This is a genomic window from Herbidospora sp. RD11066, assembly GCF_054661255.1.
On record NZ_BAAGDO010000006.1, the window covers coordinates 334,926 to 361,068 of the forward strand.

The 26,143-nt window shown below is 71.1% G+C and carries 27 protein-coding genes; 10 read left to right on the forward strand and 17 right to left on the reverse strand.

Annotated features, from left to right (window positions below; all coding sequences use genetic code 11):
* Nucleotides 1-8: 8 nt before the first annotated feature.
* Nucleotides 9-443 (reverse strand): Rrf2 family transcriptional regulator, encoded by a 435-nt coding sequence (locus ACYQ78_RS24460; protein ID WP_459803226.1) that lies wholly within the window; start codon nt 441-443, stop codon nt 9-11.
* A gap of 72 nt (nt 444-515) precedes the next feature.
* Here ACYQ78_RS24460 and ACYQ78_RS24465 point away from each other — a divergent pair, with 72 nt between their 5' ends.
* From ACYQ78_RS24465 to ACYQ78_RS24475, 3 genes are read left to right on the forward strand one after another with little or no spacing between them, the layout of a single operon-like run.
* Nucleotides 516-1,256, forward strand: coding sequence for an SDR family oxidoreductase (locus tag ACYQ78_RS24465; RefSeq protein WP_459803227.1), 741 nt, complete (start codon nt 516-518; stop codon nt 1,254-1,256).
* Between the two features lie 20 nt (nt 1,257-1,276).
* On the forward strand, nt 1,277-2,089 hold the full coding sequence (locus ACYQ78_RS24470; RefSeq protein WP_459803228.1) for a M55 family metallopeptidase: 813 nt from the start codon (nt 1,277-1,279) through the stop codon (nt 2,087-2,089).
* An 11-nt stretch (nt 2,090-2,100) separates the two neighbouring features.
* Entirely contained in the window at nt 2,101-2,682 is a 582-nt protein-coding gene (locus ACYQ78_RS24475) for a DUF6518 family protein (RefSeq protein WP_459803229.1), read from the forward strand.
* Here ACYQ78_RS24475 and ACYQ78_RS24480 read toward each other — a convergent pair.
* Nucleotides 2,651-4,402 (reverse strand): ABC transporter ATP-binding protein, encoded by a 1,752-nt coding sequence (locus ACYQ78_RS24480; RefSeq protein ID WP_459803230.1) that lies wholly within the window; start codon nt 4,400-4,402, stop codon nt 2,651-2,653. The two genes, ACYQ78_RS24475 and ACYQ78_RS24480, sit on opposite strands and share 32 nt — an antisense overlap.
* Nucleotides 4,403-4,454: 52 nt before the next feature.
* On the opposite strand from ACYQ78_RS24480, the gene ACYQ78_RS24485 reads away from it, so the two are divergent.
* Genes ACYQ78_RS24485 through ACYQ78_RS24495 form a run of 3 tightly spaced genes read left to right on the forward strand, consistent with a single transcriptional unit; the run spans nt 4,455 to nt 5,944 of the window.
* On the forward strand, nt 4,455-4,865 hold the full coding sequence (locus tag ACYQ78_RS24485; RefSeq protein ID WP_459803231.1) for a MarR family winged helix-turn-helix transcriptional regulator: 411 nt from the start codon (nt 4,455-4,457) through the stop codon (nt 4,863-4,865).
* Between the two features lie 33 nt (nt 4,866-4,898).
* The gene (locus tag ACYQ78_RS24490) at nt 4,899-5,264 is read left to right on the forward strand and encodes an MmcQ/YjbR family DNA-binding protein (RefSeq protein ID WP_459803232.1); all 366 of its coding nucleotides are present in this window, start codon (nt 4,899-4,901) and stop codon (nt 5,262-5,264) included.
* Between the two features lie 11 nt (nt 5,265-5,275).
* A complete protein-coding gene (locus tag ACYQ78_RS24495; RefSeq protein ID WP_459803233.1) occupies nt 5,276-5,944 on the forward strand; it encodes a hypothetical protein in 669 nt (222 codons plus the stop codon).
* On the opposite strand, the gene ACYQ78_RS24500 is transcribed toward ACYQ78_RS24495, so the two are convergent.
* The 12 genes from ACYQ78_RS24500 to ACYQ78_RS24555 all read right to left on the reverse strand — a co-directional run bounded on the left by ACYQ78_RS24500 (nt 5,931) and on the right by ACYQ78_RS24555 (nt 17,276).
* A complete protein-coding gene (locus ACYQ78_RS24500) occupies nt 5,931-6,263 on the reverse strand; it encodes a helix-turn-helix domain-containing protein (RefSeq protein WP_459803234.1) in 333 nt (110 codons plus the stop codon). The genes ACYQ78_RS24495 and ACYQ78_RS24500 overlap by 14 nt on opposite strands.
* A complete protein-coding gene (locus ACYQ78_RS24505) occupies nt 6,260-6,415 on the reverse strand; it encodes a type II toxin-antitoxin system RelE/ParE family toxin (RefSeq protein ID WP_459803235.1) in 156 nt (51 codons plus the stop codon). Before ACYQ78_RS24505 ends, ACYQ78_RS24500 begins: the two co-directional genes overlap by 4 nt.
* 227 nt (nt 6,416-6,642) lie before the next feature.
* Nucleotides 6,643-7,017 carry a hypothetical protein gene (locus ACYQ78_RS24510; RefSeq protein ID WP_459803236.1) on the reverse strand — a complete coding sequence of 125 codons (375 nt, stop codon included), beginning with the start codon at nt 7,015-7,017 and terminating at the stop codon, nt 6,643-6,645.
* Nucleotides 7,018-7,039: 22 nt separating this feature from the next.
* A complete protein-coding gene (locus tag ACYQ78_RS24515; protein ID WP_459803237.1) occupies nt 7,040-9,655 on the reverse strand; it encodes a beta-L-arabinofuranosidase domain-containing protein in 2,616 nt (871 codons plus the stop codon).
* Nucleotides 9,656-9,797: 142 nt separating this feature from the next.
* Nucleotides 9,798-10,067 (reverse strand): HPr family phosphocarrier protein, encoded by a 270-nt coding sequence (locus ACYQ78_RS24520; protein WP_459803238.1) that lies wholly within the window; start codon nt 10,065-10,067, stop codon nt 9,798-9,800.
* A complete protein-coding gene (locus tag ACYQ78_RS24525) occupies nt 10,067-11,092 on the reverse strand; it encodes a zinc-dependent dehydrogenase (protein ID WP_459803239.1) in 1,026 nt (341 codons plus the stop codon). The genes ACYQ78_RS24520 and ACYQ78_RS24525 overlap by 1 nt, the downstream gene beginning before the upstream one ends.
* Nucleotides 11,089-11,526, reverse strand: coding sequence for a PTS sugar transporter subunit IIA (locus ACYQ78_RS24530; protein WP_459803240.1), 438 nt, complete (start codon nt 11,524-11,526; stop codon nt 11,089-11,091). Before ACYQ78_RS24530 ends, ACYQ78_RS24525 begins: the two co-directional genes overlap by 4 nt.
* The gene (locus ACYQ78_RS24535) at nt 11,519-11,830 is read right to left on the reverse strand and encodes a PTS lactose transporter subunit IIB (RefSeq protein WP_459803241.1); all 312 of its coding nucleotides are present in this window, start codon (nt 11,828-11,830) and stop codon (nt 11,519-11,521) included. The genes ACYQ78_RS24530 and ACYQ78_RS24535 overlap by 8 nt, the downstream gene beginning before the upstream one ends.
* Before the next feature lie 5 nt (nt 11,831-11,835).
* Complete coding sequence (gene mtlA, locus ACYQ78_RS24540) at nt 11,836-12,936, reverse strand: mannitol-specific PTS transporter subunit IIC (protein WP_459803242.1); 1,101 nt, start codon at nt 12,934-12,936, stop codon at nt 11,836-11,838.
* A 72-nt stretch (nt 12,937-13,008) separates the two neighbouring features.
* Nucleotides 13,009-13,947, reverse strand: coding sequence for a 1-phosphofructokinase (gene pfkB, locus ACYQ78_RS24545; RefSeq protein ID WP_459803243.1), 939 nt, complete (start codon nt 13,945-13,947; stop codon nt 13,009-13,011).
* Nucleotides 13,944-14,705 carry a DeoR/GlpR family DNA-binding transcription regulator gene (locus tag ACYQ78_RS24550; RefSeq protein ID WP_459803244.1) on the reverse strand — a complete coding sequence of 254 codons (762 nt, stop codon included), beginning with the start codon at nt 14,703-14,705 and terminating at the stop codon, nt 13,944-13,946. The genes pfkB and ACYQ78_RS24550 overlap by 4 nt, the downstream gene beginning before the upstream one ends.
* 93 nt (nt 14,706-14,798) lie before the next feature.
* Nucleotides 14,799-17,276, reverse strand: coding sequence for an ABC transporter substrate-binding protein (locus ACYQ78_RS24555; protein ID WP_459803245.1), 2,478 nt, complete (start codon nt 17,274-17,276; stop codon nt 14,799-14,801).
* Nucleotides 17,277-17,460: 184 nt separating this feature from the next.
* Here ACYQ78_RS24555 and ACYQ78_RS24560 point away from each other — a divergent pair, with 184 nt between their 5' ends.
* The 4 genes from ACYQ78_RS24560 (at nt 17,461) to ACYQ78_RS24575 (ending at nt 21,137) form a co-directional block, all read left to right on the forward strand.
* Entirely contained in the window at nt 17,461-18,588 is a 1,128-nt protein-coding gene (locus ACYQ78_RS24560; protein ID WP_459803246.1) for an ROK family transcriptional regulator, read from the forward strand.
* Nucleotides 18,589-18,650: 62 nt separating this feature from the next.
* Nucleotides 18,651-18,794 (forward strand): hypothetical protein, encoded by a 144-nt coding sequence (locus ACYQ78_RS24565; protein ID WP_459803247.1) that lies wholly within the window; start codon nt 18,651-18,653, stop codon nt 18,792-18,794.
* An 88-nt stretch (nt 18,795-18,882) separates the two neighbouring features.
* A complete protein-coding gene (locus ACYQ78_RS24570; protein WP_459803248.1) occupies nt 18,883-20,457 on the forward strand; it encodes an asparagine synthase-related protein in 1,575 nt (524 codons plus the stop codon).
* On the forward strand, nt 20,454-21,137 hold the full coding sequence (locus ACYQ78_RS24575; protein ID WP_459803249.1) for a lasso peptide biosynthesis B2 protein: 684 nt from the start codon (nt 20,454-20,456) through the stop codon (nt 21,135-21,137). Before ACYQ78_RS24570 ends, ACYQ78_RS24575 begins: the two co-directional genes overlap by 4 nt.
* Here ACYQ78_RS24575 and ACYQ78_RS24580 read toward each other — a convergent pair.
* The 3 genes from ACYQ78_RS24580 to ACYQ78_RS24590 all read right to left on the reverse strand — a co-directional run bounded on the left by ACYQ78_RS24580 (nt 21,113) and on the right by ACYQ78_RS24590 (nt 26,052).
* On the reverse strand, nt 21,113-22,129 hold the full coding sequence (locus ACYQ78_RS24580; RefSeq protein WP_459803250.1) for a hypothetical protein: 1,017 nt from the start codon (nt 22,127-22,129) through the stop codon (nt 21,113-21,115). The two genes, ACYQ78_RS24575 and ACYQ78_RS24580, sit on opposite strands and share 25 nt — an antisense overlap.
* A gap of 35 nt (nt 22,130-22,164) precedes the next feature.
* Nucleotides 22,165-24,591, reverse strand: a complete 2,427-nt coding sequence (locus tag ACYQ78_RS24585; protein ID WP_459803251.1) for a helix-turn-helix transcriptional regulator — start codon at nt 24,589-24,591, stop codon at nt 22,165-22,167.
* 123 nt (nt 24,592-24,714) lie between these two features.
* The gene (locus tag ACYQ78_RS24590; RefSeq protein ID WP_459803252.1) at nt 24,715-26,052 is read right to left on the reverse strand and encodes a DUF1996 domain-containing protein; all 1,338 of its coding nucleotides are present in this window, start codon (nt 26,050-26,052) and stop codon (nt 24,715-24,717) included.
* Between the last annotated feature and the right edge of the window lie 91 nt (nt 26,053-26,143).

Sequence of the window (26,143 nt, forward strand, 5' to 3'; positions counted from 1 at the left end):
GGCGTGAATTATCCCATTTTGCGGGCATTTATGTCATTAAGCAGATCGGCGATCGTCGTGGCCGCCAGCTGCCTCTGGAGCCGATCCTCCACTTCCGCGTACACCCCGTCGAGAGCCGGGCGGATGCCCGCCCCGACCGGGCACCCCTGGTTCGGCGGGGTGGCGTGCATGGCGAAGAGCGGCCCGTCTTCGACCGCGCGGTAGACGTCGAGCAGCGTCACGTCCTGAGGCTCCCTGGTCAGCCGCCAGCCCGCGCCCGCCCCGCGCCGCGACTCGACCAGCCCGGCGGCGCGCAGCTCGCCGAGGCAGCGCCGGATCACCACCGGGTTCGTCTGGACGCTCCCGGCGATGCGGTCGGAGGTGGCGACCTGACCGTTCTGCTGGTCCATGGCCATCCAGGTCAGGACGTGGGCGGCGATGGTCAGCCTGCTGTTCGCACTCATTTGACTCCAGTGTAACCGGTCTGGTTACATCGTAATTCGTAACCACTTTGGTTACAACTGAGGAGGCAGATCATGGGGACGTTCGACGGCAAGGTGGCCGTGGTCACCGGCGGCACCAGCGGCATCGGCCTGGCCGCCGCCCGGCGGCTCGCCGACGACGGCGCGAGGGTCTACGTCGTGGGCCGCCGCGAGGCCGAGCTCAAGCAGGCGGTGGACGAGATCGGCGACCACGCGATCGGGGTGCGCGGCGACGTGGGCGACCTCGACGACCTCGACCGGCTCTACGCCACGATCACCGAGGGCATCGACGTGCTGTTCGTCAACGCCGGGGGCGGCGAGTTCACCCGCCTCGAAGACGTGACGGAGAAGCACTTCGACCAGACCTTCGACACCAACGTGAAGGGCACCCTGTTCACCGTCCAGAAGGCGCTGCCGCACCTGCGCGAGGGCGCGTCGGTGATCCTCACCGGCTCCACGGCCGCCGGTTCGGGCGCCGAGGCCTTCGGCGTGTACGCCGCGTCCAAGGCGGCGATCCGCTCCTTCGCCCGCACCTGGGCCAACGAGCTCAAGGGCCGTGGCGTCCGGGTCAACGCCCTGATCCCCGGCCCGGTCGAGACCCCGGGCATCTCCGGCCTCGCCGCCGACGAGGCGGGCGCGGAGGAACTGAAGGGATATCTGGCCGGGCAGGTCCCGCTCGGGCGGATGGGCCGCCCGGAGGAGATCGCGGCGGCGGTCGCCTTCCTGGCCTCCGACCAGAGCAGCTTCGTCACCGGCTCGGAGCTCTACGTGGACGGCGGCCTCAACCAGATCTGACCGACCGGCGTCCAACGGTCATGAAGATTCTGATCTCCGTGGACATGGAGGGCGTCGCCGGCATCGTGCACTCGTCGGAGACCGGGCCGGAGCGCCACGACTACGAACGCGGCCGCAGGCTCATGACGGCCGAGGCCGACGCCGTGGTGAAGGGGGTGCTCGACGCCGAACCGGAAGCCGAGGTGGTGGTGGCCGACGCCCACGGCCCCTACCGCAACATCCTGCCCGAGAGCCTCGACCGGCGGGCCCGGCTGATCCGTGGCAAGCCCCGGGAACTGGGCATGATGGCGGGCCTGCTCGACGGCGTCCAGGCGGCGATGTTCGTGGGCTACCACGCCCGCGCCGGCGCGGGCGGCGCGGTCCTCGCCCACACCATGTCCGACGCCGTCCTCGACGTCCGCCTCAACGGCGCCTCACACGGGGAGATCGGGATCAACGTCCTGCTGGCGGCCTCCTACGGTGTGCCCGTCGTCCTGGCCGCCGGAGACGACGTGGCCTGCGCGGAGTTCGGCGCGCTGGTGTCCCGGGCCGTCACCGTGCCGGTCAAGCGGGGTCTCGGCCAGAACGCCGCCGACAGCCTGCACCCGCAGGAGGCGTGCGACCGGCTGCGGGACGCCGCGGGGCGGGCTGTCAGGCTCCACGCCGACGCCAGGTCGATTTCGGTTCCCCGGCCGCTCCGGGTCGACGTCGACCTGCACCCGCCCCGCGCCGCCGACCTGGCCGCCCTCATCCCCGGCGTCACCAGGACCGGGCGCACCGTCACCTTCGACGCCGAGAGCATGGCCGACGCCTACCGGACCCTGCGGCTCATCGTCGTCCTAGCCGGGGCGTAGAGTCGCGCCTCATGATTCGGGTCGCGATCGCCCTGGTGGCGGGGCTGGCGGCGGGGGTGCTGACCAACCTGGCCCAGGGGTGGCTGCCCGGGGCGTGGAACCAGATCGCCAACTCGGGGGCCGTGTGGTCGGTGGCGGCGTTCGTGGCCGGGGCCCTGGTGGCGGGAGGCCTGCTGCGGGGGCTGTTCGCCGGGCTCGCCGCCGAGCTCGGGCTCGTCGTCGGCTACTACGGCTACGCCGAGTTCGGCCGTGACGGCATGGGGAGCCCGTTCTGGCCGCTCGTGTGGGTGGTCATCGCGTGTGTCGCCGGACCGGTGTTCGGGGTCGCCGGGTTCTGGTGGCGCGACGGGGCCGGGTGGCGGCGGGTGCTCGGGCCGGCCGCGCTGTCGGGGGTGTTCGGGATGGAGGCCGCGCACTACGCGTTCGGCCTGGGGTACGCGCCGCAGGCGTGGGTGTGCCTGGCGGTGTTCCTGCTGGTGCCGCTGCTGGCGGGAACCGTCCGGGGGGCCTTCCTGACGCTGCTGACGGCGGTGCCGTGCGCCGCCGTCGCCTACGCGGTGATCATCCTGCCGCTTCGACTGCTGTCAGGGTGAGTTCGTCGCGGTTGACCAGGGTGGCGTAGTGGCCGCCGAGAGCGAGGAGTTCGTCGTGGGTGCCGCGCTCCACGATCCGGCCCCTGTCCAGGACGATGATCTGGTCGGCGTCGCGGACGGTCGACAGCCGGTGGGCGATCGTCAGGGTGGTGCGGCCTTCGGCCAGGTCGTCGAGCGCCTCCTGGACGGCGTGCTCGGTCTGGGTGTCGAGGGCGCTGGTGGCCTCGTCGAGGATCAGGACCGGTGGGTTGCGCAGCAGAGTCCTGGCGATGGCCAGGCGCTGCTTCTCGCCACCGGAGAAACGGTAGCCGCGCTCGCCGACGAGGGTGTCGTAACCCTCGGGGAGTGACATGAGGTGGTCGTGGATGCGGGCCGCCGCGGCGGCGGCGTGGAGCTCCTCGTCGGTCGCGTCGGGCTTGGCGAAGCGCAGGTTGTCGGCCACCGAGGCGTGGAAGAGGTAGGTCTCCTGCGACACCACCCCGACCGTCTCGGCGAGGGAGGCGAAGGTGAGCTCTCTGACGTCCACGCCGTCGATGGTGATCCGGCCGCCGGTGACGTCGTAGAGGCGGGGGAGCAGGTAGCTGAGGGTGGTCTTGCCCGAGCCGGTCTCGCCGACGATCGCCAGCCGGCTGCCGGGTGGGACGGCGATGTCGATGCCGGTGAGGGTGGGGATGGCGGGGTCGTAGGAGAAGTCGACGTGCTCGAACCGCACCTCGCCCCTGACCCGGTCGAGCTCGCGGTCGCCGGGGTGGATGTCGACCTTCAGGTCGAGATATTCGAAGATCCGCCCGAACAGCGACATCGAGCTCTGCACCTCGACCCCGAGCTGCAGCAGTTGCACCGACGGCCGGAACATCGAGGTCTGGAGGGTGGTGAACGCGACCAGCGTGCCGACCGACACGGCGCCCGTCCACCCGACCGCCCAGTAGATGACGGCGGGCATGGCCGCCATCACGATCTGGATCGACGACTGCCGCCACCGCCCCGCCATCGACGACCGGACCTCCAGGTCGGCGAGGTCGTCGCTGGCCCCGGCGAACCTGTCGGTGAGGGTCTCGGTACGCCCCATCGTGCGCCCCAGCAGGATCCCGCTGATCGACAGCGACTCCTGCACCATCGAGGCCATCGACGCCATCCGGATCTGGCGCTGCGTGGTGATCCTGCGGCGCTCCTTGCCGACCTTCCGGCTGATCCCCACGAACACCGGCAGCAGCCCGAGCGAGATCAGCGTGAGCCGCCAGTCGAGCGCGACCATCGCCACGATGGTGGCGATCACCGAGGTCAGATACGAGATGAACGACGTAGCTGTTGTTGTCACCACGGCCTGCATCGCGCCGATGTCGTTCGCGATGCGCGACTGGACTTCACCGGTCTTGGTCCGGGTGAAGAACGCCAGCGACATCCGCTGGAGATGGTTGTAGACGGATTTGCGCAGGTCGTGCATGACCCGCTGGCCGATCGTGGTCGAGATGAACGTCTGCACCACGTCGAGCACGCTGGTGGTCACGGCGATCACGATCATGCCCAGGGCCAGCAGCGACAGCAGCCGCGCGTCGCGTTCGGGCAGGGCGACGTCGAGGATCTCCCGCAGCAGGAACGGCGAGGCCAGCGACACCACCGACGACAGCACGATCAGGGCCCCGACCGCGCCCAGTTTGCGGCGGTGGGGCCTGAAGAGGCGGATGACGCGCCTGAGCGGCGCTCGGGGTTCATTGTCCATGATGTACACTCAAACGGAGGTTAGCTCACATTCATTCCATGAGGCGAGTGCTTTGTCCGACGGAGAACTCTTCGAGTTGATCCACCGCGTCGACCACCGGATCCGGCGGGGTTTCCGCGAACGCCTCGAACCCCTGGGCGTCAACCCGGGCCAGTCACGCGCGCTGCGCGCTCTCATCTCGGCCGGAGAGCCCCTGCGGATGACCCGCCTGGCCGAGCTGCTCGGCATCGTCCCCCGTTCCCTGACCTCGGTCGTCGACGCCCTGGAGGCGTCCGGCTTCGTGGCCCGCTCGGTCGACCCCTCCAACCGGCGCTCGACACTGGTGTCGGTCACCGCTGAGGGGCTGGCCGTCCACGAGAGGGCCCGGGTCGCCCGGCGCGAGGCGGCGGCGGAGGTCTTCTCGGTTCTTTCGGACGAACAGCGCGAACGGTTGGCCGGCCTGCTGTCCCTTCTCGACGGCTGAAAATGTCGGTGGCGTCTGGTAGCCCTTGGGGTCATGGCGGTGAGTGTGGAGGAGTTCCTGACGATGCTCGACCATCTGCCGGAGGCCGAACAGGGCTTCGGCGGTGACTGGGTGTCGCTCAGGGTGCGCAACAAGGGCTTCGGCTACCTGTGGGAACGCACCGAGACGGTCGGCCTGAAGACGACCCTCGAAGAGCAGGCGGCCTTGGTCGGCGAGCGGCCCGACGTGTTCGAGGTCCAGTTCACGACCGAGTCGACCGGCTGGGTGGTCGTCCATTTGGCCCGCATCGAGTCAGACGAACTGTTCGAGCTGGTGACCGACGCGTGGTGCATGACCGCCCCGAAGTCCCTGGTCGACGCCCATGAGATCATCCCCTGGCCGTTGCTGAATCAGATCTAGGAGCTCACATCGTGGCCACCGCCTGGGACACCGCTCTGACGCAGGCCTTCGGGTCCCTGCTCGGCCGCCCGCTGGCCGACCACGACCCGGCCTCGGTCTACGGTGCCTTCTATGGCGGCAACTGGCTCTACGAGACCGAGCTCGACCGCGACCCCGGCTGGGTGACCCCCGAGGCCCTCTCCGGGAGTGAGACGGTCTCCCACCCCGAGGTCCTCATCCTGCTCGACGGCTACACGCCGCTCCGCTTCGACGCGAGCCGCTCCCTCTTCGAGGTCGACCCGGCCGACTTCGACGAGGGCGCCGTCGCCGCGGTCTCGGTGTTCGCCAAGCCCGGCATCGTCCGGGGCGCCGACCTGGCGGGGCTGCTGGCGGGCCATCCGGGTGAGCCGGGGTGGACGGTCTGGCAGGCGTGCATCGCCTCCGACGGCACCCTCCTCGGAGCGCTCAAGGCCGCCACCGCCATCGGCGACGGGCCGGAGAGCCTGATCCCGCCGTCGGACGAGCCGACGGAGAAGGCGGCGCTGGCCCATCTGGAGGCCTTCTCCGATCCCGAGTCCCACGACCTCGCGCTGTGCTCCTATGCCCTGAACGACGCGGTGGTGGCGATGTGGGAGGGCGCGGTCGATCAGTACGAGATCACCATCTGGAACCTCGACCGCTTCACCTTCAAGCGACCTTGACGGTGTGGTCGCCGAAATCGGCGACCACCTCGAGGGTGCCTCCGAGGGCGGTGACGTAGCTTCGGACGACGTCGAGGCCGCCGATCTGGCCGTGTTCGATCTGGGAGACGCGGGCCTGCGAGATCCCCATGCGACCGGCGAGCGTCTGCTGGGATACACCGAGACGTTTGCGTATGTCGGCGAGTTGCGCACCGCGCAACTCGGCCCGCATCTGCTCACGGCTCGCTTCGCGGTCGGCGGCCCGCTCGGGGGAGTCGCACTCCGGATCGATCTCGCGGCGCCGGGCCTTGGTGTCCGACCACTTCACGAACTCGCTCATGACTCCTCCTCGTACGCCCGGGCTTCCTGGTACCGCAGGTAGCGCTGCTCTGCGAGGGGGATCGCGGTGCGGTACCACCTGTTCCATTCTCCCGATTTGTCGCCTGCAACCAGCACTATGGCCTCCCGGCGGGGATCGAAGACGAAGAGCATCCGGATACTCTTTGAGGTTGTGCAATGTCCGTGAGTGGTAGATGCGATCGACCAATGGCCTGCCCAGGCCGGGCCTTCTGAGCGCAAGTTCGTCGAGCGCCTCTTCGGTCTTGTCCGCCGTCTCGGGTCGTTCTCGCGGTGTCCCAGGCACCGCCTGATCGCATCATTCAGCGAATATAAGAAAACCTTATGAATCTGTCCGGGTAAGTCAAGCCTGGAACGCCGACTTAGCACTCCGTCGCGGCGTAGGTGGTGTGGTGGGTGGAGGTTCGGCCGTCGGCGGTCGCGGTGATGGTCACCTCGCCTGCCGGGAGTTGGCGGAGCCGGGAGTTGAACGACTGGTAGGCCTGTTTGCCTGGCGCCACTCCGTTCACGGTCTTCGAGCCGTACGGCGTCGTCAGGGTCATCGTGACCGGTACGGCCGAATCGTTGGTCACGCTCACGGCCACGTAAGCCGTCGTTCCGATGCACCGGGTCGTCGCCGTGATCGTCAGGGCGATCTCCGGTGGGAAGGGGGCCGTGCGGGCCGTGTCCACCACCTTGGTGCCGTCGGCCGCGCTGAGGAGGCCCGCGTTCACCCAGGTCCCGACGGTCGACTCCACGTGGGTGGCGAAGGCGACCTGGTCAGGGAAGGGGGCGGCGGACCAGATCTCGTCCAGGAAGGTGTCGCCTATCGCGGTTCGCGACGGGTTGGGGACGCCGGAGTCCAGGCCGGCGAAGACGATCTTCGGTTCGGTTCGCCGGAAGTAGACGTGGGTGGGATCTTCGGTTGAGGGTGAAGTGCAACGGCTTGCTCGGTACGGGGGTCAGGGCGCCCAGCAGGTCGCCCGTGAGGGAGGCGGCCCCGTACAGGCCGTGGTTCAGGAAGGTCGTGCGGGGGTCGCGGACGACCAGGTTGACCGGGCCGTAGAAGAGCGACTGGAGGCGGGCGTCGTCTAGGGCCGGTTCGGTCCACAGGCGGAACGGGATCGAGATCCGCACCTCGTCGCCGTCGTGCCAGTCGCGGGTGACGGTGAAGTAGGTGCCGGGCTCGGGGGTGCCGGGGACCGGCCGCCCGTTGACCCGGACGGTGAAGCCGTCGCGTGACCACGACGGGACGCGCAGGTGCAGGTCGAACCGGGCCGAGCCGGTGATCTTCAGGGTGGTGCCCTGCTCGACCGGGTAGGCGGTCGTCTGGGTGATCGTGACGCCCTTGTCCGACCAGGTCAGGGTGGACGGGCTGTAGAGGTTCACGTAGAGGCCGCCGGGCGACGCCAGGTAGATCGTGTCCTGGTATTTGGTCGCGCTCTCCATGCCGGTGCCCTCGCAGCAGGTGGTGCCCTGCTTGGGGGTGTAGTCGCGTACATGACCCGGGACCAGGCCGATGAAGTAGGTGACCAGCGGCTTCTCGGCGTCGGGGCGGTCCTGCTTGGAGCCGAGGACCTGGTTGTAGAGCGCGCGTTCGTAGTAGTCCATGTACTTCGGCTGCTGTTCGTGGAAGAACAGGGTGCGGCTGAGTTTGAGCAGGTTGTAGGCGCAGCAGGTCTCGGCGTTGACGTCGGTGATGGTGCCCGCGATGACGCCGGGACGGCGGAAGTTCTCGCCGGTGCTGGTGCCGCCGATGCTGTACATGCGGGGCGGGACGACCATGTTCCAGAAGCCGCGCGCCGCCCGGAAGTAGCGTTCGTCGCCGGTCTCGTCGTAGAGGCGGACCAGGCCGGTGAGGATCGGGATGTGCTGGTTGGCGTGCAGGCCGTCGAGGATGTCGGTGCCCGCTGCGCAGTTGTCGATGAGCCGGTCGAGGTCGAACAGCCTGGCCAGGGCGAGGTGCTCGGGCTTTCCGGTGATCGTGTGGACGTCGCAGATCGCCTCGACGATGCCGCCGAACTCGCCGCTGGAGAAGATGCCCCACATGCGCTGGAGGGTGCTCGCGGGCAGCTTCGACAGGCGCGAGTGCATCCAGTCGCACAGGCCCGCCGCCAGGTCGAGCGCTCTCGCGTCGCCGGTGTTGAGATAGGCGTCCACCAGGCCACGGAGGATCTTGTGGGCGGTGTAGTAGGGCGCCCACACCACCGTGTAGTCGGTGGAGGTCATCGACTCCAGGGTGATGAACTGCGTCTCCGGATAGGCGGCCAGGAAGCCGGGGTGGCTCGGGCGCCAGGTGCGGCGCAGGGTGGCGTGCCGGCCGCGGCCCGAGGCGTCGGTGAGGTCTTCGTCGAAGGTGTACGACGCCAGGTCGCCCCGGCCCGGTGCGGTCTGGAGGGCCTGGATCTCGGCCTGGGTCAGCGCGCGTGACCAGAGGTTGACGTCGTCGAGGGCGCCGGGGAAGACCGGGTCGCCCGGGTAGTTCGAGCGGCCGAGCCAGTTGTTCACGGGGGTGCCGAGCGAGGCGGGGCTCAGGGTCATCCGGGTGTTGGTTCCGGCGACGGCGCCGTTGAGATACAGGGTCGCGGTCGAGCCGGCCAGGGTGACGGCCAGGTGGCTCCACTCGTTCAGGGGGAGTGCGAGGGTGGCGTCGATGCCCTGTTCCTGGGCGGGGCCGCCGGTGGTGATGGCGAAGCGGGGGACGCCGAAGGCGTTGGCGGTGGCCAGGTACATGTACCGGGTCGTGTTGTCGCCGAAGTCGAACACCCGGGCCCACGGGCCGTCGTGCGACGGGTTCACCCAGGCCGAGATCGTGATCGCGGGGGAGCCACCGAGGACCCCGGCGGGGAGGTCGACGTACTGGTGGGAGCCGCGGGCGTTCTCCACGGCCCCGCCGAACTTTCCTGGGACCACGTTCACGGCCGGGTCGGTGCGCAGGGCGTCGCGGACCTCGGTGAGGGCGCCGACCATGGAACGGATCCTGTCGGCGTAGACCTTCTCGCCGGTGCCGCCGTAGGCCTGGGACAGCATCGTGAGGAAGTGGCCGGTGTAGTGGCCGCGCAGGTTGCCGTTGGCCTCGCCGTCGAGACCCTCCCAGCCGCCGGGGGCGACCGCGCCGAGGGTGGGCAGGCCGGCGTTGGCGCGGAAGACCTGGAGGAGGCGGTCGACGTCGTAGCCGCGTCCGTAGTCGAGCATCATCGCGCGTTTGGCGGCGAAGATCCCGTCGCCGAGGGTCACGTCTCGAAGGGCGAAGGGGCGGGCGGTCCAGTTCGCCGGGATGGGGAGCGTGCCGGGCGCGGTCAGGACGGTGGCGGCGCCGTCGGAGGCGGGGAGCAGCGCGGCGAGGAAGGGCGCGGTGGCGGCTGCGCGCAGGAAGGAGCGTCTGCCGAGTTCCATGTCGAACTCCATCTGTTAGCGCTATCAGCAGCTCGTACACAGATCAGAGGATTTTGATCTCGGACACACTGTGAGCGTTAACAGGATGATCGTCAAGCGGCCGGGCGCCCCCCGAATGGGCGCCCGGCCGTCCCCTCATTATTCACTCGGCGTCGAGGTCGCGCTCCAGCAGTTCCACCAGCGTCGCGAGGGCGGCGTCGGCGCCGTCGCCCTCGGCCGACAGGGTCACCTCGGTCCCGTGGACGGCGCCGAGCGACAGCACCCCGAGCATGCTGTCGGCCCTGACCGCCTTCCCTTCGCCGACCCGGATCTTCACCTTGACGCCGGTTCCGGCCGCGGCCTGGACGAAGAGCTTGGCCGGGCGGGCGTGCAGGCCGGTCGCGGCGGCCACGGTCACTGTTCTCTCTGGCATCACGGCTCCACGGTGACTTTGATGGCCTCGCCGCGCATCACGATGTCGATGCCCTCCAGGACGTCGGTCAGCGGCAGCCGGTGGGTGATCAGGTCGGCCACCGGCACCGCGCCCGACGCGATCAGTTCGAGGGCCTGCTTGTTGTGCGCGGGGCTCGAACCGTTCGCCCCGACGATGGTCAGTTCGCGGTAGTGGACGAGGTTCGAGTCGAGCCTGATGATCGGGTTGTCCTTCGGCAGGCCGCCGAAGAAGCTGATCCGGCCCTGCCGGGCGACCATCCCGAGCGCCTGCTCCTGGGCGATCCCGGAGGCGGCGGCCGTGATGACCACGTCGGCGCCGCGGCCCTCGGTCAGCTTCAGCACCGCCTCGGTCACGTCGTCGCCGTGCAGCGCGGCGTCGGGGTTGACCAGGACGGCCGCCATCTCCAGGCGCTCGGGGTTGAGGTCGGCCAGGATGACCCGGCGCGCTCCCCGGGCGCGGGCCAGCCGCACGTGCAGGCAGCCGATCGGGCCCGAGCCGATCACGACGACGTCGTCGCCGGGGCCCACCCGGGCCAGCTCCTGCCCGTTGAGCACACAGGCCAGCGGCTCGGCGACCGACGCCTCGGCGAAGCCCACGCCCTCCGGGATCCGGTTGACGCCGTCGACCTTGAGCACCTTCGCCGGGACGACCATGTACTCGGCGAACCCGCCGTCGTAGTGGTAGCCCATCGACTCCTGGTTCGGGCAGACCGTCATCCGGCCCCGCCTGCACTCGCCGCACTCGCCACACGGGATGGCGGCGATGATCTGCACCCGGTCCCCGGGTTCGAACGGGCCGGTGCCGGTGACGACCTCGCCCGCGATCTCGTGGCCCATCACGCGCGGCGGCCTGATGTGGTGGTGCCCGAACTTCAGGATCTTGGCGTCGGTGCCGCAGGTGGAGCAGTTGCGTACCCGGATCAGGAGTTCGCCCGGACCCGCCACCGGCTCCGGGGCGTCTTCGACCCGGATGTCGCCGGGCGCGTGGAAACGCGCGACCTTCATTCTGTTCCTTCCAGCAGGAGTCGGAGGACCTCGGCCTCGTCGGCCGTCTCGCGCAGCGCCTCGGCCGCGTCGGGGTCCATGAGGATTTCGGCCAGTTCGGCCAGCAGACGGACGTGCCCGTCGCCCTTGGCGGCGATGCCGACGCACAGTTTCACCTGGTCGCCGTCCCAGTCGACGCCGTCGGGGAAGCGCAGCACGCACACCGCGTCGTGGTGGACGACCTCTTTGGCCTTGACCGTCCCGTGCGGGATCGCGACGCCCTCCCCCACATAGGTGGAGAGCGTGCGCTCGCGTTCCAGCATCGCCCCGACGTACGGTTCGGCCGCCGCCCCGACCGCCACGAGCATCTCGCCGCACTGGCGGATCGCGTCGTCGCGGTCCTTGGCCACGCAGTCGAGCTTCACGGCGCGGGGGTCGAGCGGGATGTCAGCCACCGACCACGCCACCGTTCTTGATCGCGTTGACCAGCTTCGTCACCGCCGGGTCGCCGATGAACACCTGGAACGGGATCAGGACCGCTCCCTCGGGCGTCGTCTTGCGGGCCCGCGCGGCCAGGCCCTGGTGGGTGACGACCACGTCGGCGTCGGCCGGGATCTGGTCGACCGGTGAGTGGACGACCTCGATCCCGTTGCCCTTGAGCTGCTTGCGGAGCGTGGAGGCCAGCATCACGCTGCTGCCCATGCCCGCGTCGCAGGCGATGACGATCTTCTTGACTGCGGCGCTGTCGATGCCGGCCATTGGGGTTACGCCTCCTGCGGAGTGGTGGATGTCTCTTCTTCTGCGGGGGTCTCCTCCTTCTCGCCCCGGCCGAAGCCCAGGAGCGCCGAGGCGACCACGAAGGTGACGCCGGTGGCGACGAGGATGCCCGCGAGTACGCCGAAGTAGCCGCCCGCCGGGGTAACGGCCAGGTAGGCGAAGATGCTGCCCGGTGCGGGGGAGGCCACCAGACCCGAACCCGTCGCGATGAAGACGAGGATGCCGGAGGCACCACCGGCGATCATGGCGAGGATCAGGCGGGGCTTCATCAGCACGTACGGGAAGTAGATCTCGTGGATGCCGCCGAAGAACTGGATGATGATCGCGGCCGGGGCGCTGGGCCGCAGGGCCCGCGGGCCGAAGAAGAAGTACGCGAGCAGCAGGCCGAGACCCGGGCCGGGGTTGGTCTCCAGCATGAACAGGATCGACTTGCCCGCCTCGGCGACGTCGGCCGCGCCCAGCGGCGTGAGCACGCCGTGGTTGATCGCGTTGTTCAGGAACAGCACCTTGGCCGGCTCGATGATGATCGAGGCCAGCGGCAGCACGTTGTTGCTGACCAGCCAGTTGGCGGCGTCTCCGGCGACCTTGGTGACGCCCTCGATGATCGGCCCGATGCCCCACACGCCCAGCAGCGCCACGGCGCCGCCGATGATGCCCGCCGAGAAGTTGTCGACGAGCATCTCGAAGCCGGCCCTGATGCGATCTTTCACCGCGTCGTCGAACAGCTTGAGCAGGAACGCGGCCAGCGGGCCGATGATCATCGCGCCGAGGAACATCGGTACCTCGGCGCCGACCACGACGCCCATCGTGGCGACCGCGCCCACGACCGCGCCGCGCTGGCCGTGCACCATGCGCCCGCCGGTGTAGCCGATCAGCACCGGCAGCAGGACGGTGATCATCGGGCCGACCAGGGCGGCGAACATCTCGTTCGGGATCCAGCCCGTCGGGATGAACAGGGCCGTGATCAGACCCCAGGCGATGAACGCGCCGATGTTCGGCATGATCATTCCGGCGAGATAGCCGCCGAACCTCTGGATCGTGGCCTTTATACCGGTGCCCTCGACTGGTGGGGTGTAGTCGGTGGTCATGTGTGCTCCTTTCCGGGGAGCTCGGGGGGTATGGAAAGGGTTCTTCCGGGAGAGAACGAAGCTCGGCCGCGATCAGCCCCCCGACAGCGGCCGCGTGGGATCGGGTTCGCCCACGGTCACCCGATCACGTCTGATGTCGCCGGGCCCCGGCATGCGGCTGCCCGGCAGCTGCACCGCCGCGCCCGCCCAGGCCAGCCCCTCGACGAGGGCCGCCCTCCCGCGCGCCCCCGCCGCGAGGAACCCGGCCAGTAACGCGTCGCCCGCCCCGACGGAACTGCGCGGCTCCTCCGCCGCGCACTCGCCGTGCCAGACGACCCCGTCTTCGACCAGCAGCGCGCCGTCACGCCCGAGGCTGGCCAGGACGGTCTCCGCGCCCATCGCGCGCAGCTTCGCGGCGGCCTCCATGGCGTCGCCGACCGTGTCGATCGGTGCCCCGGTCGCCTCGGCCAGCTCCTCGCGGTTGGGCTTGACCAGCCGGGGCCCGGCCGCGACGGCCGCGACCAGGGCGGGCCCGCTCGTGTCGATGGCCACGTTGATGCCGGCCTTCCTGAAGCGGCGGCAGAGGGTGGCGTACACGTCGGAGGGGACCTGCGGCGGCAGGCTGCCGGACGCGACCACCCAGTCGGCGCTGTGCGCGGCGCTGAGCACGGCGTCGGCGATCTCGTCGAGCTCGGCCGCGCTGAGCGTGGCGCCGGGCTCGTTGACCTTGGTGACCGTGCCGTCGGGCTCGGCGAGCGTGATGTTGGAACGGGTGGTCCCGGCGACCGGGACCATGACCATGTCGATGCCCTCGATGTCGAGCAGCTCGATCAGCCGGCGCCCCTCCTCCCCGCCGTAGGGGACGACGGCGCAGGAGCGCACGTTGTTGGCCAGCAGCGCCCGCGAGACGTTGACGCCCTTGCCGCCGGGATCGAGATGGGCGGCGGCGGCCCGGATGACCTCGCCCCGCGCCAGCGAGGGGATGTCGACGGTGCGGTCGAGGCTGGGGTTGAGGGTCAGGGTGAGGATCACGCGCGCACCACCTCGGGGCCGTGGAGAGCCAGGTCGGCGGCCACCTGGGGGTCGAGCACGGTATCGGTGATCACGACGTCGATCTCCGCCAGCGTCGCGAACCGGGCCAGGTAGGTGTCGGCGAACTTGGTGTGGTCGGCCAGCAGCACGCTGCGCTGGGCGGAGGCGATCATCGCCCGCTTGATCGCGGCCTCGGCCGGGTCGGGCGTGGTCAGCCCCTTGGCCACCGAGATGCCGTTGGTCCCCATGAACGCCACGTCGACGTGGATGTCGGCCAGCGGCCGCAGCGCCCAGTCGTCGACCGTCGCGAGGGTCCGGCCGCGCACCCGGCCACCGATCATGATCACGTTCAGGTTGGCCCGCGCGGCCAGGATCGTGGCCAGCGGCGGGGAGTTGACGATCACCGTCAGCTCCCGGTCGACGGGGAGCTCCTGGGCCAGCCGCCGCGTCGTCGACCCGGCGTCGATGATGATCGCGCCGTCCTGGGGCAGCTCGGCGATGGCCGCTTTGGCGATGCGTTCCTTCTCGGACGTCATGACCTCGTCGCGCGCCGCCAGCGCGGGCTCGAACCCCAGCCGCTCGACGGGGATGGCCCCGCCGTGCACCCGCCGGAGCACCCCCGCCTTCTCGAGGACGGTCAGGTCACGGCGCACGGTCTCGGTGGTGACGGCGAACTCCTCGGCGAGGGTCACCACGTCGACCCGCCCGGCGGCGCGGGCCCGGCGCAGGATCTCCTGCTGTCGCTCCTCGGCGTACATGATGTTGGTTTCGTCCTTGGGTGTTTGTTGTTTTATCTGTGATTACACCCGTTTTGCGTGGACGGTCAAGAGGTCGAAACCAACACGAAACAATCAGCGACCGCCGGGGCAGGGGCCCGCGCCGCATTCGAGCAGGACCCGGGTGGCGCCGCTGCCCGGGTCGACGCCGAGGACGAACAGGGCCTTGGCGGGCGGGAACCGGTGGTTCCTGCCGAGGGTGATGTCGCCCGTGGCGCCGTTCAGGCCCTCGATGCCGGAGCTCGCGAGCCAGCTGTAGACGGCGTTGGCGGGGAAGTCCTCGGCTGGGAAGTTGAGGGCGAACGCCTCGTCGGTGGCCCGCGACGCCACCAGCACGGCGTCGTAGGCGCCCGCGGCGTCGCCGTTCGGCCGGTAGGCGGGCAGCCCGTGGCCGGTGAAGAAGCGGGTGAAGGCGGTGGCGAAGGGATGCGGGGTGGCCTGCGGCGTAGCCGAGGAGTCGAACGCCAGGTAGGAGAACTCGCCGAAGGGATAGCGGGAGATCAGCGCGCGGGGATCGTCGAGGAACTCGCTGGGCATGCCCTCGGTCAGGAAGCCGATCCTGGTTCCGTCGTCCCTCGCGCAGTCCTCGCGGTCGCCCATGGCGTCGAGCAGTTCCCGCAGCCGGGCGGTGCGGGCGGCGTAGATCACGTGGCCGCTCCGCCGGTCCAGCCGCTCGCAGATGGCCTGGGCGGCGTCACGCGCGCCGGGCCCGGCGCCCGTCTCCGCGTAGTCGACGCGGTAGGTCTGTCCGGCGCCGTAGCGGACCTCCAGTTTGCGGGTGAGGTCCACGCTGAAGACCTCGTCGTCGGGATGGGTGACGACGATCGCCGTCGGCCTCCGCTCCACGTCGCGGGCGAAGGCGGTCATGATCCGCGCGATCGGCCCGTTCGACGGCGACACCTGGACGTAGCGCAGCGGGGCCTCCGGCCCCTCCACCATCGCGCTGCCCGTGACGGAGCTGCCGACCACCAGGATCTTGCCGTCGCTGAGCTGCCGCACGGCGGCGAGGGAGGCCGGGCGACTTTGGGTGATCCCCACCACGGCGGCCACGCGGTCGCGCTCCGCCCGGTCGAGGATCATCTTCGTGACCTCGGGCCCGTGCCCGAACGCGTCGCCCGGGTTGGCGATGAGGACCCGCAGTTGCATGTGGTGCGCGCCGGGGCGGCCGTTGAGCTCGGAGACCGCGAGCAGCGCTCCCCTCAGGCTCTGGATTCCGCTCAGCGTCGTGTTCCCCGAACCGGCGCGGACGGTGACCGGGGCGTAGTAGACCACGGCGCGCGTCGGCTTGCCCGGTTCCAGGGCTCCGTTGACGAACGCCGCCAGTCGCTCCAGCTCACGCAGCTTGTCGCCCCCGGCGCCGGGTGGCGCGAGGCTACAGTCGATGCCGTCGGTGACGCCCACGATCTCGCCGCCCGCGACCGGGCGGCACGGGCTCGGGCCCTGCGGCGGGACGACCAGCAGCGCCGCGACCGCCGCAGTCACCAGCCACGGCGCCAGCACCGGGACGTAGTCCCAGCGGCGGTTCCTCCGGGTGTGCACCCTGAGGGTGTCGAGGTAGCGGGCGCCGTCACCGTTGTCGGCCTCCTTCGACAGCGGGACGACGTACACGACCGACTCGCGTGAGCCCGGGTCGGCGTAGAGGGCCTCGATCCGGTCGGCGGCGTGGCCGGCGTCGAGCCGGACCGCGACCGACGGATCCTCGGCGGTGAGCGCTCCCAGCACCAGCATCGAGGACGGCTCGCCCGCGCCGACGAGCCGCGCGTAGTCGCCGACGAACTGCCTGCACGGCGAACCCGTGCCACCGACGGTGCCGAGCAGCACGACGAACGACCACCGGCGCCGTCGCCGGTACACCCACAGCCGGGAGGGCCGCGCGGCCCGGCCGAGATCCCGCAGCAGCGCCGTCAGCAGCACCTCCTGGACGGCCGCCTCCCTGATCACGGTGCCCTTCGCGGTGATCTCCAGCGCGACGTCGAGGAGCCGCCGGTCGTGCCGCCCCAGCTTCCCGCCGACCCAGCGCAGCGACCGGTTCCCGGACAGCCACCGGCCGTAGATCCAGCGCGGGAGCGTCTCGGCGAACACCAGGACGATCCCCGAGAGGAAACCGACGACCGGCAGCTCGCCGGTCCTCGTGGCGACCGCGAGCGCCGTGCGGAGCCACGGGCGCCGGGCCAGCAGCTTCGCGTACAGCTCGTCGCGCACGATCGTGCGCCGGTCGCGCTGGCCGGGCCTGGCCTTCTCCAGGGTGAACACGTCCCGGCACGTCTCCAGCAGGGGCAGCCGCAGCGAGCCGCAGCCTTCCGGCATCGAATCGCGCAGCTTCTCGGCGATGACGGGGACCAGGCCGATCGCCTGCTCGGCGTCGTCGTCGGTGACCCGGGCGTGCGGCACGACCCCGCCGCCCACCGCCGTCGCCAGTCTGCCGATCAGCATCCCGGCCGCCGGGCCGTCGAGCAGCACGGCGGGCCGGTCGCCCTTCTCCGGCCGGGTGGCGATGGCGGCGGTGAAATGGGGGAGGAGCTCGTGCACCCCTCGGGGAAGCAGGCCGGGCATGGGGGATTCCCGTCGAATCGCAGAGGCATTACCGGATGATGTGTTCCGAATGCGGAGCGTATCTGCGTTTCCGTTTCCCCTGTAACGGTTTCACGACGTTCCGTGATCGCTTTTCGATGTGAAGCCGCTGTGTCACGATCGAGGCGGCACGACTCGTATTTCGAAAATCGGGGGCGGGGTGCCCGTGCGCGAGACGCGTGACTTACTCGATCCGGAGACCGAGAGCGACAGCGTGCTCCAGGTCATCAGGGCTCTGATGTGCCGTTCCGGCCTGCGCACCGAGCTCGCGCGCCGCACCGGCCTGTCCAACGCGTCGGTCAGCAACGCGGTGAAGAAACTCGTGGCCGACGGCACCGCCTACGGCGCGAGGAAGGAACCCGTCGTGCTGCATCCCACGACGGGGGTTGCCGTCGGGATACAGATCGGCGCCCGGCAGGCGACCGTGGCCGCGCGTTTACCGCACTGGTCCCACGACCAGGCGCGGGTCACCCACCTCGGGCTGGGCCTGCGCGACGGCGCCTCCTGGCTCGACGCCGCGACGGCGGCCGTCGCCGATCTCGTCGGTTCGATCGGCCGGGGGCCGGGCGACATCGCGACCATGGGCCTGGCGGTGCCGTGGGCGGTCGACCCCCGCGACCTGTCCCCGTCGCCTCCGGCGCCGTGGTACGCCGCTCCCGACCTCCACCGGCAGCTCGCGGCACGGTTCGGCCAGGTCAAAGTGGTCGTCGACGCCGACGCCAGGCTGGGGGCCTTCAGCGAGCAGACCTACCACCACCCCTACGAGACCCTGCTTTACATCGAAGCCGCCGAGCACGTCCTCGGCGGGCTGATGGTCGGGCCCAGGATGGTGCGCGGCGCCCTCGGCCGGGCCGGCAGCATCGGCCACCACTCGGTCGACCCGGCCGGGCTCGACTGCTGGTGTGGCAAGAGGGGCTGTTTGGAACGTTACATCTGCGTCCCGGCGGTGCTGGAGGGGATGTACGTGAACGCGCGGGCCCGGGGAGAGGAACCGCCCTCGTCGATCGGCGACCTCATCGAACGGGCGCGTGGCGGGGACCCCAACTGCCTCTGGGCGCTGCGCGTCGCCGGACGGAATCTGGTGCGGGCCCTGCGCGAGAGCGCGGCGACCCTGGAGACCCAGGCCGTCGTGATCGGCGGCCCGCTCGCCCCTGGCCTGCGCCTGGTCGCCGGAGAGTGCGAAAAGGAGCTCCAGAACTCGGAGTGGACCGGCCACATGGTGCTGCGCTTCGCCGAACCGGACGCCGCCGCCCATGGCGCCCTGATTCTCGGGCTCATCGGCCATCTCCGCTGAGTATCGCTACCATCACTCTGGTCTCGTCCGTATCCCCACTTCACAGGCACAGGTGGTCATTCATGTCAGTAGAGGGGCCCGAACTGCCGACGCCGGAGCCCGACTATGAGCCGCCTGCCCTCATCCGCCTCGGCCGGGTCACCGAGCTCTTCGGCGGAAACTCCTCCAGCGGGAACGCCGACGCCAACTCCGACTACTACTGGTGACTTCGGCATCCTGATCCGGACCGTCGAGGGCCTGTTAGTCGGCGGCGCCGACCTCCCGGGAAAGCCGGTCTGGCCCGGCAGCGACGCCGTGCGGGTCTACGGATCGCCACCGTTCGACCTGTTCAGAGCCGTCGACCGGGGGTCGGAGCGGGTCCTGTTCCTCGGCCATGTCCTGGCGACGGACGAGGAGCTGGAGACCGGCCCGGTGCGGCATCTCCCCGGCGCCTACTCCTGCGCGATCGTCACCGCCGACCGGGTCGAGGTCCATTCCGACCGCGCGGGCCAGTTCCCCCTTCATTTCTCCGTACGCGGCCACGAGACCCTCATCGCCCACCACGCGACCCTGCTGGCCGAGCTCCATTCCCGGGCCCCCGACCCCCTGGCGGCGGCCGTGCAGATCGCCTGCCCCACGGTGCTCCCGCTCACGACCGGCCGTTCCTTCTTCACCGGCATCGGCGTGTACGAGAACACGCTCCCCCCGGTCGCCGCCTCTCTGCGTGAGGCGCTGGTGGAGGCCGTGCGCAGACGTGGCACCGGAGTGACCTCCGACTTCAGCGGCGGGATCGACTCGACCACCCTGGCCTTCCTCGCCGCCGCCCACGCCCCGGTCGACGCCGTCGTCTACCACCATCCCCACGTCCCCACCGCCGACCTGGCGGAGGCCCGCCGGGCCGCCCGCCTGAGCGACCGGATCACCCTGGACGTCGTGACGGGAACCGCCGAGACCCTGCCCTACCGGGGGATCGACGCCGCGCCGGACGGGCTCGACCGGCCCGCGCCCGGTCTCCTCGCCCACCGGCGGGCCGCGCTGCGGCTGGCCTGGGCCCGCGACCGGCGCTCGCCCGCCCACCTCACGGGAGAGGGCGCCGACGCGCTGTTCCAGCCGCCGCCCTCCTACCTCGCCGACCTGGTCAGACGGGGCGACCTGCGGAACTGGGCCGCCCACAGCGCGCGGCTGGGCCGGATGCGGCAGACCTCGTCGCTCGACCTGGCGGTCCGGGCGGCCCGGCTCGCCGTCACCTCCCACGACCGGGCGCTGCGCGGGCTGGGCCGGTTCCTCCAGCGTCCGGTCGCCACCCCGTCCAGGCCGGGGGAGGCGGTCGGCTGGTGGAGCGTCTCCGGTGAGGCCGCCGGATGGCTGAGCCCGCGGGCCCGCGCCTCGCTCGCCGACGCCGCCGCCGACCGCGAGACGGCCCGCCGGGTGCCCGAAGGACTGACGCCCGCCCGGCACGCGATGCTCGCGGGGATCCGGTCGGCCGCCGCCGCGCAGCGCTTCCTCCGCACGCTCGGCGACCGGATCGGGGTGGCGGTGCACGCCCCCTACCTCGACGACGCGGTGATCGGCGCGCTCCTCGCGGGCCCGGAGCCGCGCCCCGACCCGGCCAGGGCCAAGCCCCGCCTGGCCGACGCCGTGGCCGGGCTCGTTCCCGCCGAGGTGCTGACCCGCCGCACCAAGGGCGCCTACCAGGCCGAGGAGTACGCGGGCGCCCGCGCCGCCCGGCCGGAGATCGCCGCGCTGCTGCGCGACTCGCGGCTCGCCGACCTGGGCGTGATCGACCCGGCCGCCGTCCTGACGACGCTGACCCGGCTCAACGCGGGGGCCCAGGTCCCGCTGAGCGCCCTCGGCCGTCTCGTCGCCCTCGAAGTGTGGCTGCGGAGATGATCTATCACCTGCTCGACGACGAACGGGGCCTCGTCCTGGTCGACGTCCGCTCCGGCGAGTGCCACGTGCTGAACCGGCCAGGGCTGGTGACCTGGAGCGTCCTCAGCACCGGCGGCACGCGTGACGACGCGGTGTCCGCACTGGCCTCCCGCTACCCCGCGGTCCCCGGCGACCGATTGCGCGACGACGTCGACACCCTCCTGCGCGACCTGCGGGAGGCGGGACTGGTCCCCGGCGACACCGCCCGGGCCCTGCCGCCCGGCGCCTCCCACGGCCCCGAGCCGGTGGCCGTCCCGATGGCCGCCGACGCCCCCGGCCGTCCCCGCGCGACGGCGGCGATCCTCCTGGTCGTGGCCGCGCTCCTGCTGCTGTTCCCGTTCAAGGTCGCCCACCGGGCCGCCCTGCTCGCGGGCCGGGGCCGGGCCCCCCTCGACCCGCCCCGGGCCCGCCGCATGGTCGCCGAGGTGACCCGGGCCGCCGGCTGGTTCCCCGGCCGCGCGGCCTGCCTCCAGATCTCCCTGGCCACGGTGCTGTGGGCGGGCCTGGCCGGACGCCGAGCCGACTGGTGCTTCGGCGTGCTCCCCGACCCGTACACCTTCCACGCCTGGATCGAGGCCGACGGCGAACGCATCACCACCGGAGACGAACCGTCGTATCACCGGCTGCGGCCCCTGCCGTAGTCCATCGGCAGGGCCTGGAGGCGTTCGACGGGGATCTCCGAGAGGACGAAGTATTTCTCAGGTCCGTCCGGCGAGATGATGTCCGTCGGGTCGAACAGTGTGAAGTAGGGGTCGACGCCGCCGTTCGCGGCCATGTACGGCCGCGGGTCCTCCGCGTAGGTCACCAGGGCGCCGCCCTTGTCGGTCATGATCAACCCGTATTCCTGCATCGCGCGGGCGATCGTCCGGGCCGCCGGTGAGGTCAGGGTCGAGATGTCGAACGCCGGGTCGAGGCGGAAGCGCTGGCCCTCACACGGGATGTCGGCGCCGTCGACGTAGCCGTCGTTGCGGGTGGCGGGCCAGCTGTTGCAGTCGGTCCGGGTCCGGACGGTGACGATGTTCAGCGCGTGGTCGATGTAGCCCCGCCGCAGTTCCTCGATGCGGATCGTGAAGGCCCCGAACGGGAGGCCGGTCGCGGTGGCGCCCAGGGGGTTGTCGAAGATGCCCGGGTTACGCGAGAAGTTGTCGATCTTGCCGCCCCAGCAGGCCGACCAGTTCCCCTGCGCGTCCTTCTCCGCGCGCCAGAAGTCCCAGTAGGTGTCGGTGGAGGGCTGGTAGATGGCCACCGACGCGTCGGTGCCCTTCGAGACGATCAGGTCCGGGGGTGTCGGCACCGCGCGCAGCGAGTCGGCGATGACCGGGGCCAGGTGGGGGAGGCCGAGGCAGTCGGAGAAGCGCCACTTCTTGCGGGGCGTGTGCCGGCCGACGGTGTAGATCGGGGCGGAGTACTCGTCGGTGTTGATGGCCCAGCTGCCATAGTTCTGTTCCTTGTCGAGCTTGATGTTGTTCACGATGGCCTGGGAGTTGGGGGCCAGGGTCACGTGGCGGGGGATCTTCTGGTTCCACGGGCCCCACTTCGCGAAGCCGTTGGTCGGCTTGGGGTGGGCGTCGGCGGTCGCCGGGGCCATGACCAGGGCCGCCGTGATGATCAAGGTGATCGCTTTGCGCAGCATGGCGCGAGGGTAGGCGGGGCGGTCGCCCCGGGGCTTCAGGGTGCGACCCCAGGGATTCCGGGGCCCGACCCCAGTTCCCGCAGTTCCCGCCGCGAGCTGATGTCGAGCCGCCGGAACACGTGGCCCAGGTGGAACTCCACCGTCTTCACGCTGACCACGAGCCGGTCGGCGATCTCGCGGTTGGTCAGGCCGTCGCAGGCCAGCCCGGCGACCGTGCGTTCGGCGGGGGTGAGGTCGTCGAAGGGGCGCGCGGGTGCGTCGACGGACAGGCCCGCGTCGCGTGCGGCGCCGCGCACCTGGTCCTGGTAGGCGCGGGCGCCGATCCTCTCGAATTCCCGGTACGCCTCCCGCAACACCCGCTCGGCCGCCTTCCGCCGCCCCCGCGCCAGGTGGCAGCGGCCCACGAGCAGGTCGATGATCGCGCGCTCCAGCGGGAACGGCGTGGCGTGCGCGCGGGCCTGGGCGAAGCAGGCCAGCGCCCGGTCGTGGTCGCCGCGGGCCGTCGCGATCTGCCCGGCGGCCCGGAAGAACCCCAGCGACGACGGGAAGTCCGGCAGGTCGCCCGGCCTCCCCAGCCGGGCCAGCGCCTCCTCGCGCACCGGGCCGAGCAGGTGGGTGCCGGGTTCGCCGGCCGGATAGATCCCGGTCAGGTCACCCGACGCCTGGAGCACCCACGACGGGTCGTCGCGGGCCCGCGCGATGGCGATGGCCGCGGCGGCGGCGTACACGCGGGCGGCGGGGGTGCCGGTGGCGCGGGCCCAGCGGGCCGACTCCTCCGCGTGGGCGCCCGCGCGGGCCCACTCACCCATGGCGGCCAGGGGGTAGGCGGCCTGGGCGTGCAGCATGGCGTAGTCCCAGATCCGGCCGTTGTCCTCGGCGTCGGCGACGGCCAGCTCGGTGTGCAGCACCGCCTCGGCCAGTTCGCCGCGGCGGTAGAGGGCCTCGCCGAGGAAGCCGAGGGCCTGGCCGACCCGCAGCGGCTCGCCGCCCGCCGCGCGGTGGACGGCCAAGCGCAGGTCGGCGCAGGCGCCGTCGAGATCGTCGCGCCAGAGGCGGATCATGCCGCGTGCCACCAGGCCGTCGAGGCCCGCCGGGGCGCCGGGGGTGTCGGCGGAGGCGAGGAACTCCAGGGCCTCGGGCGCGCGTCCGGCGACGGCCAGGCCGAGGGCCTTGGCGAACCAGGCGAAGGCGGCGACCCAGGGTTCCTTGGCGCCGTCCACGGCTCTCGAACCGAAGGTGATCATGTCGGGGTAGGAGACGGTGACGACGCCGATGACGGCGAGCTGGGTGGCGATCCGGGCGTCGATGTCGTCGGGGCCCTCGATCTGGTCGGCGGCCAGGGCCTCTTTCAGCAGCGACCTGGCCTCGTCGACCCGGCCCATGAGGAGGGTCTGGTAGCCGTACACATATCCGGCCCAGCGTCCCCGCGAGGCGGCCAGCCACTCACGGAACGGGAGGGTCCTGGCCAGGTCGCCCGCGATGAGCATCGCCTCCAGGGCGATCAGCCGGAAGCCCCGATCTCGTGTCAGGGGGAGCGAACCGGCCAGCAGGACGGCGGCCTCCTGGGTGCGGGAGTCGCGCTGTAACCGGACCGCCTCGACGGCGATCTCGGCGGCCAGGGCCTCGTCGGGGGCGTCGGCCGCGGCGATGCGGTGGCGCAGGGAGGTCTGCCCGGCGTGCAGCGCTTTGCGGCGCGCTTCGGGGATGTCGTGGTAGAGCACGCTGCGCACCAGGGCGCTGGTGAATTCGAGCCCGCGTCCGGTCCGGCGCACCAGGCCCGTTTCGACCGCCGCGTCGGAGTCGCCGAGCCATCGGCGGCCCAGCACGGAGCCGGCCTCCAGCAGGGCCCTGACCTCGGGCGGGCAGCCGCGCAGCCGCTCCCGGACGGCCGCCGCGAACGACCGGGGCGCGGGCAGCGGGCCTGAGCCGAAGGCGAGGGTGTGCGGGTCGAGCTCGTCGAGCAGGTGGCGGGCGTGCAGGGGGTGGCCGCCCGTGTGGTCGTGCAGGCGGGCCGCCCCGGCGGCCGACAGGTCGGGGTGCCCGGAGAGCGCGGCCAGCCGGATCAGGTCGTCGGCCGGCAGGCCGGGCAGCGTGACGTGCTCGGTGATCAGCCGCCGCCAGCCGTCGCCGAGAGCCGTCAGGTCGCCGATGACGACCACGAACACGTCCGGGAGCCGCCGGATCGTCAGCCGCAGGGCCCCGAGCTGGTCGCGGTCGGCCCAGTGGGCGTCGTCGAGCACCACGACGCAGTCGCGGAAGACCGGTTCCGGGCCCTCCCAGGCCAGCTCGGGCTCGTGTTCGTCGGCGGCGGCCCAGAAGACCGGGCGGGCCTGGCTCGCGACGAAGCGGCGGGCCAGCGCCGTCTTGCCGATTCCCGGTTCGCCGTCGATCCCCACCACGTGTGCTCCGGTGGACGCCAGCCAGTCGAGCTCGGCTTGGCGGCCGACGAAAACCTCCCGCATTCCGGCTATTGAACGCGGTCAGAGCGGATCGCCATAGCTTGGCGGGAGACGTACGGGAAAGCGGCTTGTGTTCTTTGAATGTTTCACGGAGGCTCCCGGCCGCGCCGAGCCGGGAGGTGTCGGTTACGGGAGTTCGAAGTTCTCCGTCAGAGCCGCTCCTCGGTGGGGTTTGTACAGGTCATAGCCGCGCGGGTTGCACTGGAGGCCGCCGTTGATGCAGTGGCGGACCAGCGCGGCCAGGATCGCCGGGTTGTCCCACGCGTTGAAGAAGTCGTAGTGCCACGAGTAGCCGCGGCCACTCGACAACCTGGCGTTCGACAGGTCTCCGCTCGCCGGGAAGGCGATCTTGAATTCGAGCATCGGCACCGCCACCGGGTGGGACGCCGGGCAGTAGCCGCCGACCGGGTAGGCCATGTGGCTCTTGTGGTTGGCGCTGTCGAGGTTCACGCCGTCCCAGCAGCTCGGGGCCTGGTAGCGCACGTTGACCTGGCTGCCCGCCGGGCAGTTGGCCGGGATGTCCCATTGGAAGGACAGGTCGCCGCACTCGAAGCCCTCGACCCGGCCGGGGGAGTCGCGGAACTCGGCGAGCGTGGCGGTCGGGCTGCCGACGACGAAGCGCAGGCCCTGCGGGAAGGGCACGACGCGCCAGTATTCGTTGATGCCCGACTTGTAGTAGATGACCTGGTTGCCGATCGGGGCGATGAGCTGGTCACCCTTGTAGAAGCTGGGGAACCAGTACGCCGACTTGTCGTGCGGGTTGGTGCACGACGTGCCGCCGCCGAGCAGCGAGGCCGAGGTGCTGGAGGCGTTCGTCGTGGTGTTGCCGACGAACGAGTGCATGTGCGAGGCGCCCGGCAGGCCGGGGTAGACGATGGGGTCGTCCGGGCGGTTCTGGGTGAGCGAGCAGTTGGCCTGGAACTCGCGGTGGGTGACCGGGTCGGTGAACGTCGGGCTCGGCACCGGCTGCTGGCCGGAACCGCCCGTGCCGTAGACCTTGAACTCCCACAGCGAGTAGCCGTAGCCGGTGCCGCGCTGGGTGCCGTAGAGCCGGACGTACCGCCCCGAACCGGTCACGTTCAGCGTCTGGGTGCCGCCCGCGCCGGTGGTGGTGGAGTAGATGTCCGTGTACGGCCCTCCGCTGTTGGCGGAGGTCTGGATCTTGAACGTCTTCCCGTAGGCGCCCTCCCACTGGAGGACCACCTGGGAGATCGTGGCACTGCCGCCCAGGTCGACCTGGATCCACTGGGGGTCGCTGAAGGCGCTGGCCCAGCGGGTGCCGGTGTTGCCGTCGAACGCGGCGCCGGCGGCGTAGCCGGCGCCCTCGTCCGACGAGGAGGTGGCGGGGCGGCCCTGCGAGATCAGGGCGTCGGCGGCCATCGCGGGGGCGATGACCGCCAGCCCGGCCGCGATCGTCGCCACGAGCGTGGCGATGATCAGGCTCAGACGTATTCGTGGATGCACGGCGTCTCCTCGGACAAGAAGGGGGGTGATGGAGAGCGCTCTCCAAAGGAGAGTGGGCCGTGTCATCTCACCTTGTCAAGACCGAGCCGGA

Coding starts and splice junctions, on each gene's coding strand:
- ACYQ78_RS24505 (WP_459803235.1), bottom strand. CDS start 6,415: ATGCTCTTCGTCTTCGATCCCCGCCGGGAGGCCATAGTGCTGGTTGCA.
- ACYQ78_RS24475 (WP_459803229.1), top strand. CDS start 2,101: ATGATTCGGGTCGCGATCGCCCTGGTGGCGGGGCTGGCGGCGGGGGTG.
- ACYQ78_RS24550 (WP_459803244.1), bottom strand. CDS start 14,705: ATGTACGCCGAGGAGCGACAGCAGGAGATCCTGCGCCGGGCCCGCGCC.
- mtlA (WP_459803242.1), bottom strand. CDS start 12,936: ATGACCACCGACTACACCCCACCAGTCGAGGGCACCGGTATAAAGGCC.
- ACYQ78_RS24565 (WP_459803247.1), top strand. CDS start 18,651: ATGTCAGTAGAGGGGCCCGAACTGCCGACGCCGGAGCCCGACTATGAG.
- ACYQ78_RS24465 (WP_459803227.1), top strand. CDS start 516: ATGGGGACGTTCGACGGCAAGGTGGCCGTGGTCACCGGCGGCACCAGC.
- ACYQ78_RS24575 (WP_459803249.1), top strand. CDS start 20,454: ATGATCTATCACCTGCTCGACGACGAACGGGGCCTCGTCCTGGTCGAC.
- ACYQ78_RS24480 (WP_459803230.1), bottom strand. CDS start 4,402: ATGGACAATGAACCCCGAGCGCCGCTCAGGCGCGTCATCCGCCTCTTC.
- ACYQ78_RS24500 (WP_459803234.1), bottom strand. CDS start 6,263: ATGAGCGAGTTCGTGAAGTGGTCGGACACCAAGGCCCGGCGCCGCGAG.
- ACYQ78_RS24460 (WP_459803226.1), bottom strand. CDS start 443: ATGAGTGCGAACAGCAGGCTGACCATCGCCGCCCACGTCCTGACCTGG.
- ACYQ78_RS24490 (WP_459803232.1), top strand. CDS start 4,899: ATGGCGGTGAGTGTGGAGGAGTTCCTGACGATGCTCGACCATCTGCCG.
- ACYQ78_RS24580 (WP_459803250.1), bottom strand. CDS start 22,129: ATGCTGCGCAAAGCGATCACCTTGATCATCACGGCGGCCCTGGTCATG.
- ACYQ78_RS24555 (WP_459803245.1), bottom strand. CDS start 17,276: ATGCCCGGCCTGCTTCCCCGAGGGGTGCACGAGCTCCTCCCCCATTTC.
- ACYQ78_RS24585 (WP_459803251.1), bottom strand. CDS start 24,591: ATGCGGGAGGTTTTCGTCGGCCGCCAAGCCGAGCTCGACTGGCTGGCG.
- ACYQ78_RS24525 (WP_459803239.1), bottom strand. CDS start 11,092: ATGAAGGTCGCGCGTTTCCACGCGCCCGGCGACATCCGGGTCGAAGAC.
- ACYQ78_RS24535 (WP_459803241.1), bottom strand. CDS start 11,830: ATGGCCGGCATCGACAGCGCCGCAGTCAAGAAGATCGTCATCGCCTGC.
- ACYQ78_RS24515 (WP_459803237.1), bottom strand. CDS start 9,655: ATGGAACTCGGCAGACGCTCCTTCCTGCGCGCAGCCGCCACCGCGCCC.
- ACYQ78_RS24470 (WP_459803228.1), top strand. CDS start 1,277: ATGAAGATTCTGATCTCCGTGGACATGGAGGGCGTCGCCGGCATCGTG.
- ACYQ78_RS24520 (WP_459803238.1), bottom strand. CDS start 10,067: ATGCCAGAGAGAACAGTGACCGTGGCCGCCGCGACCGGCCTGCACGCC.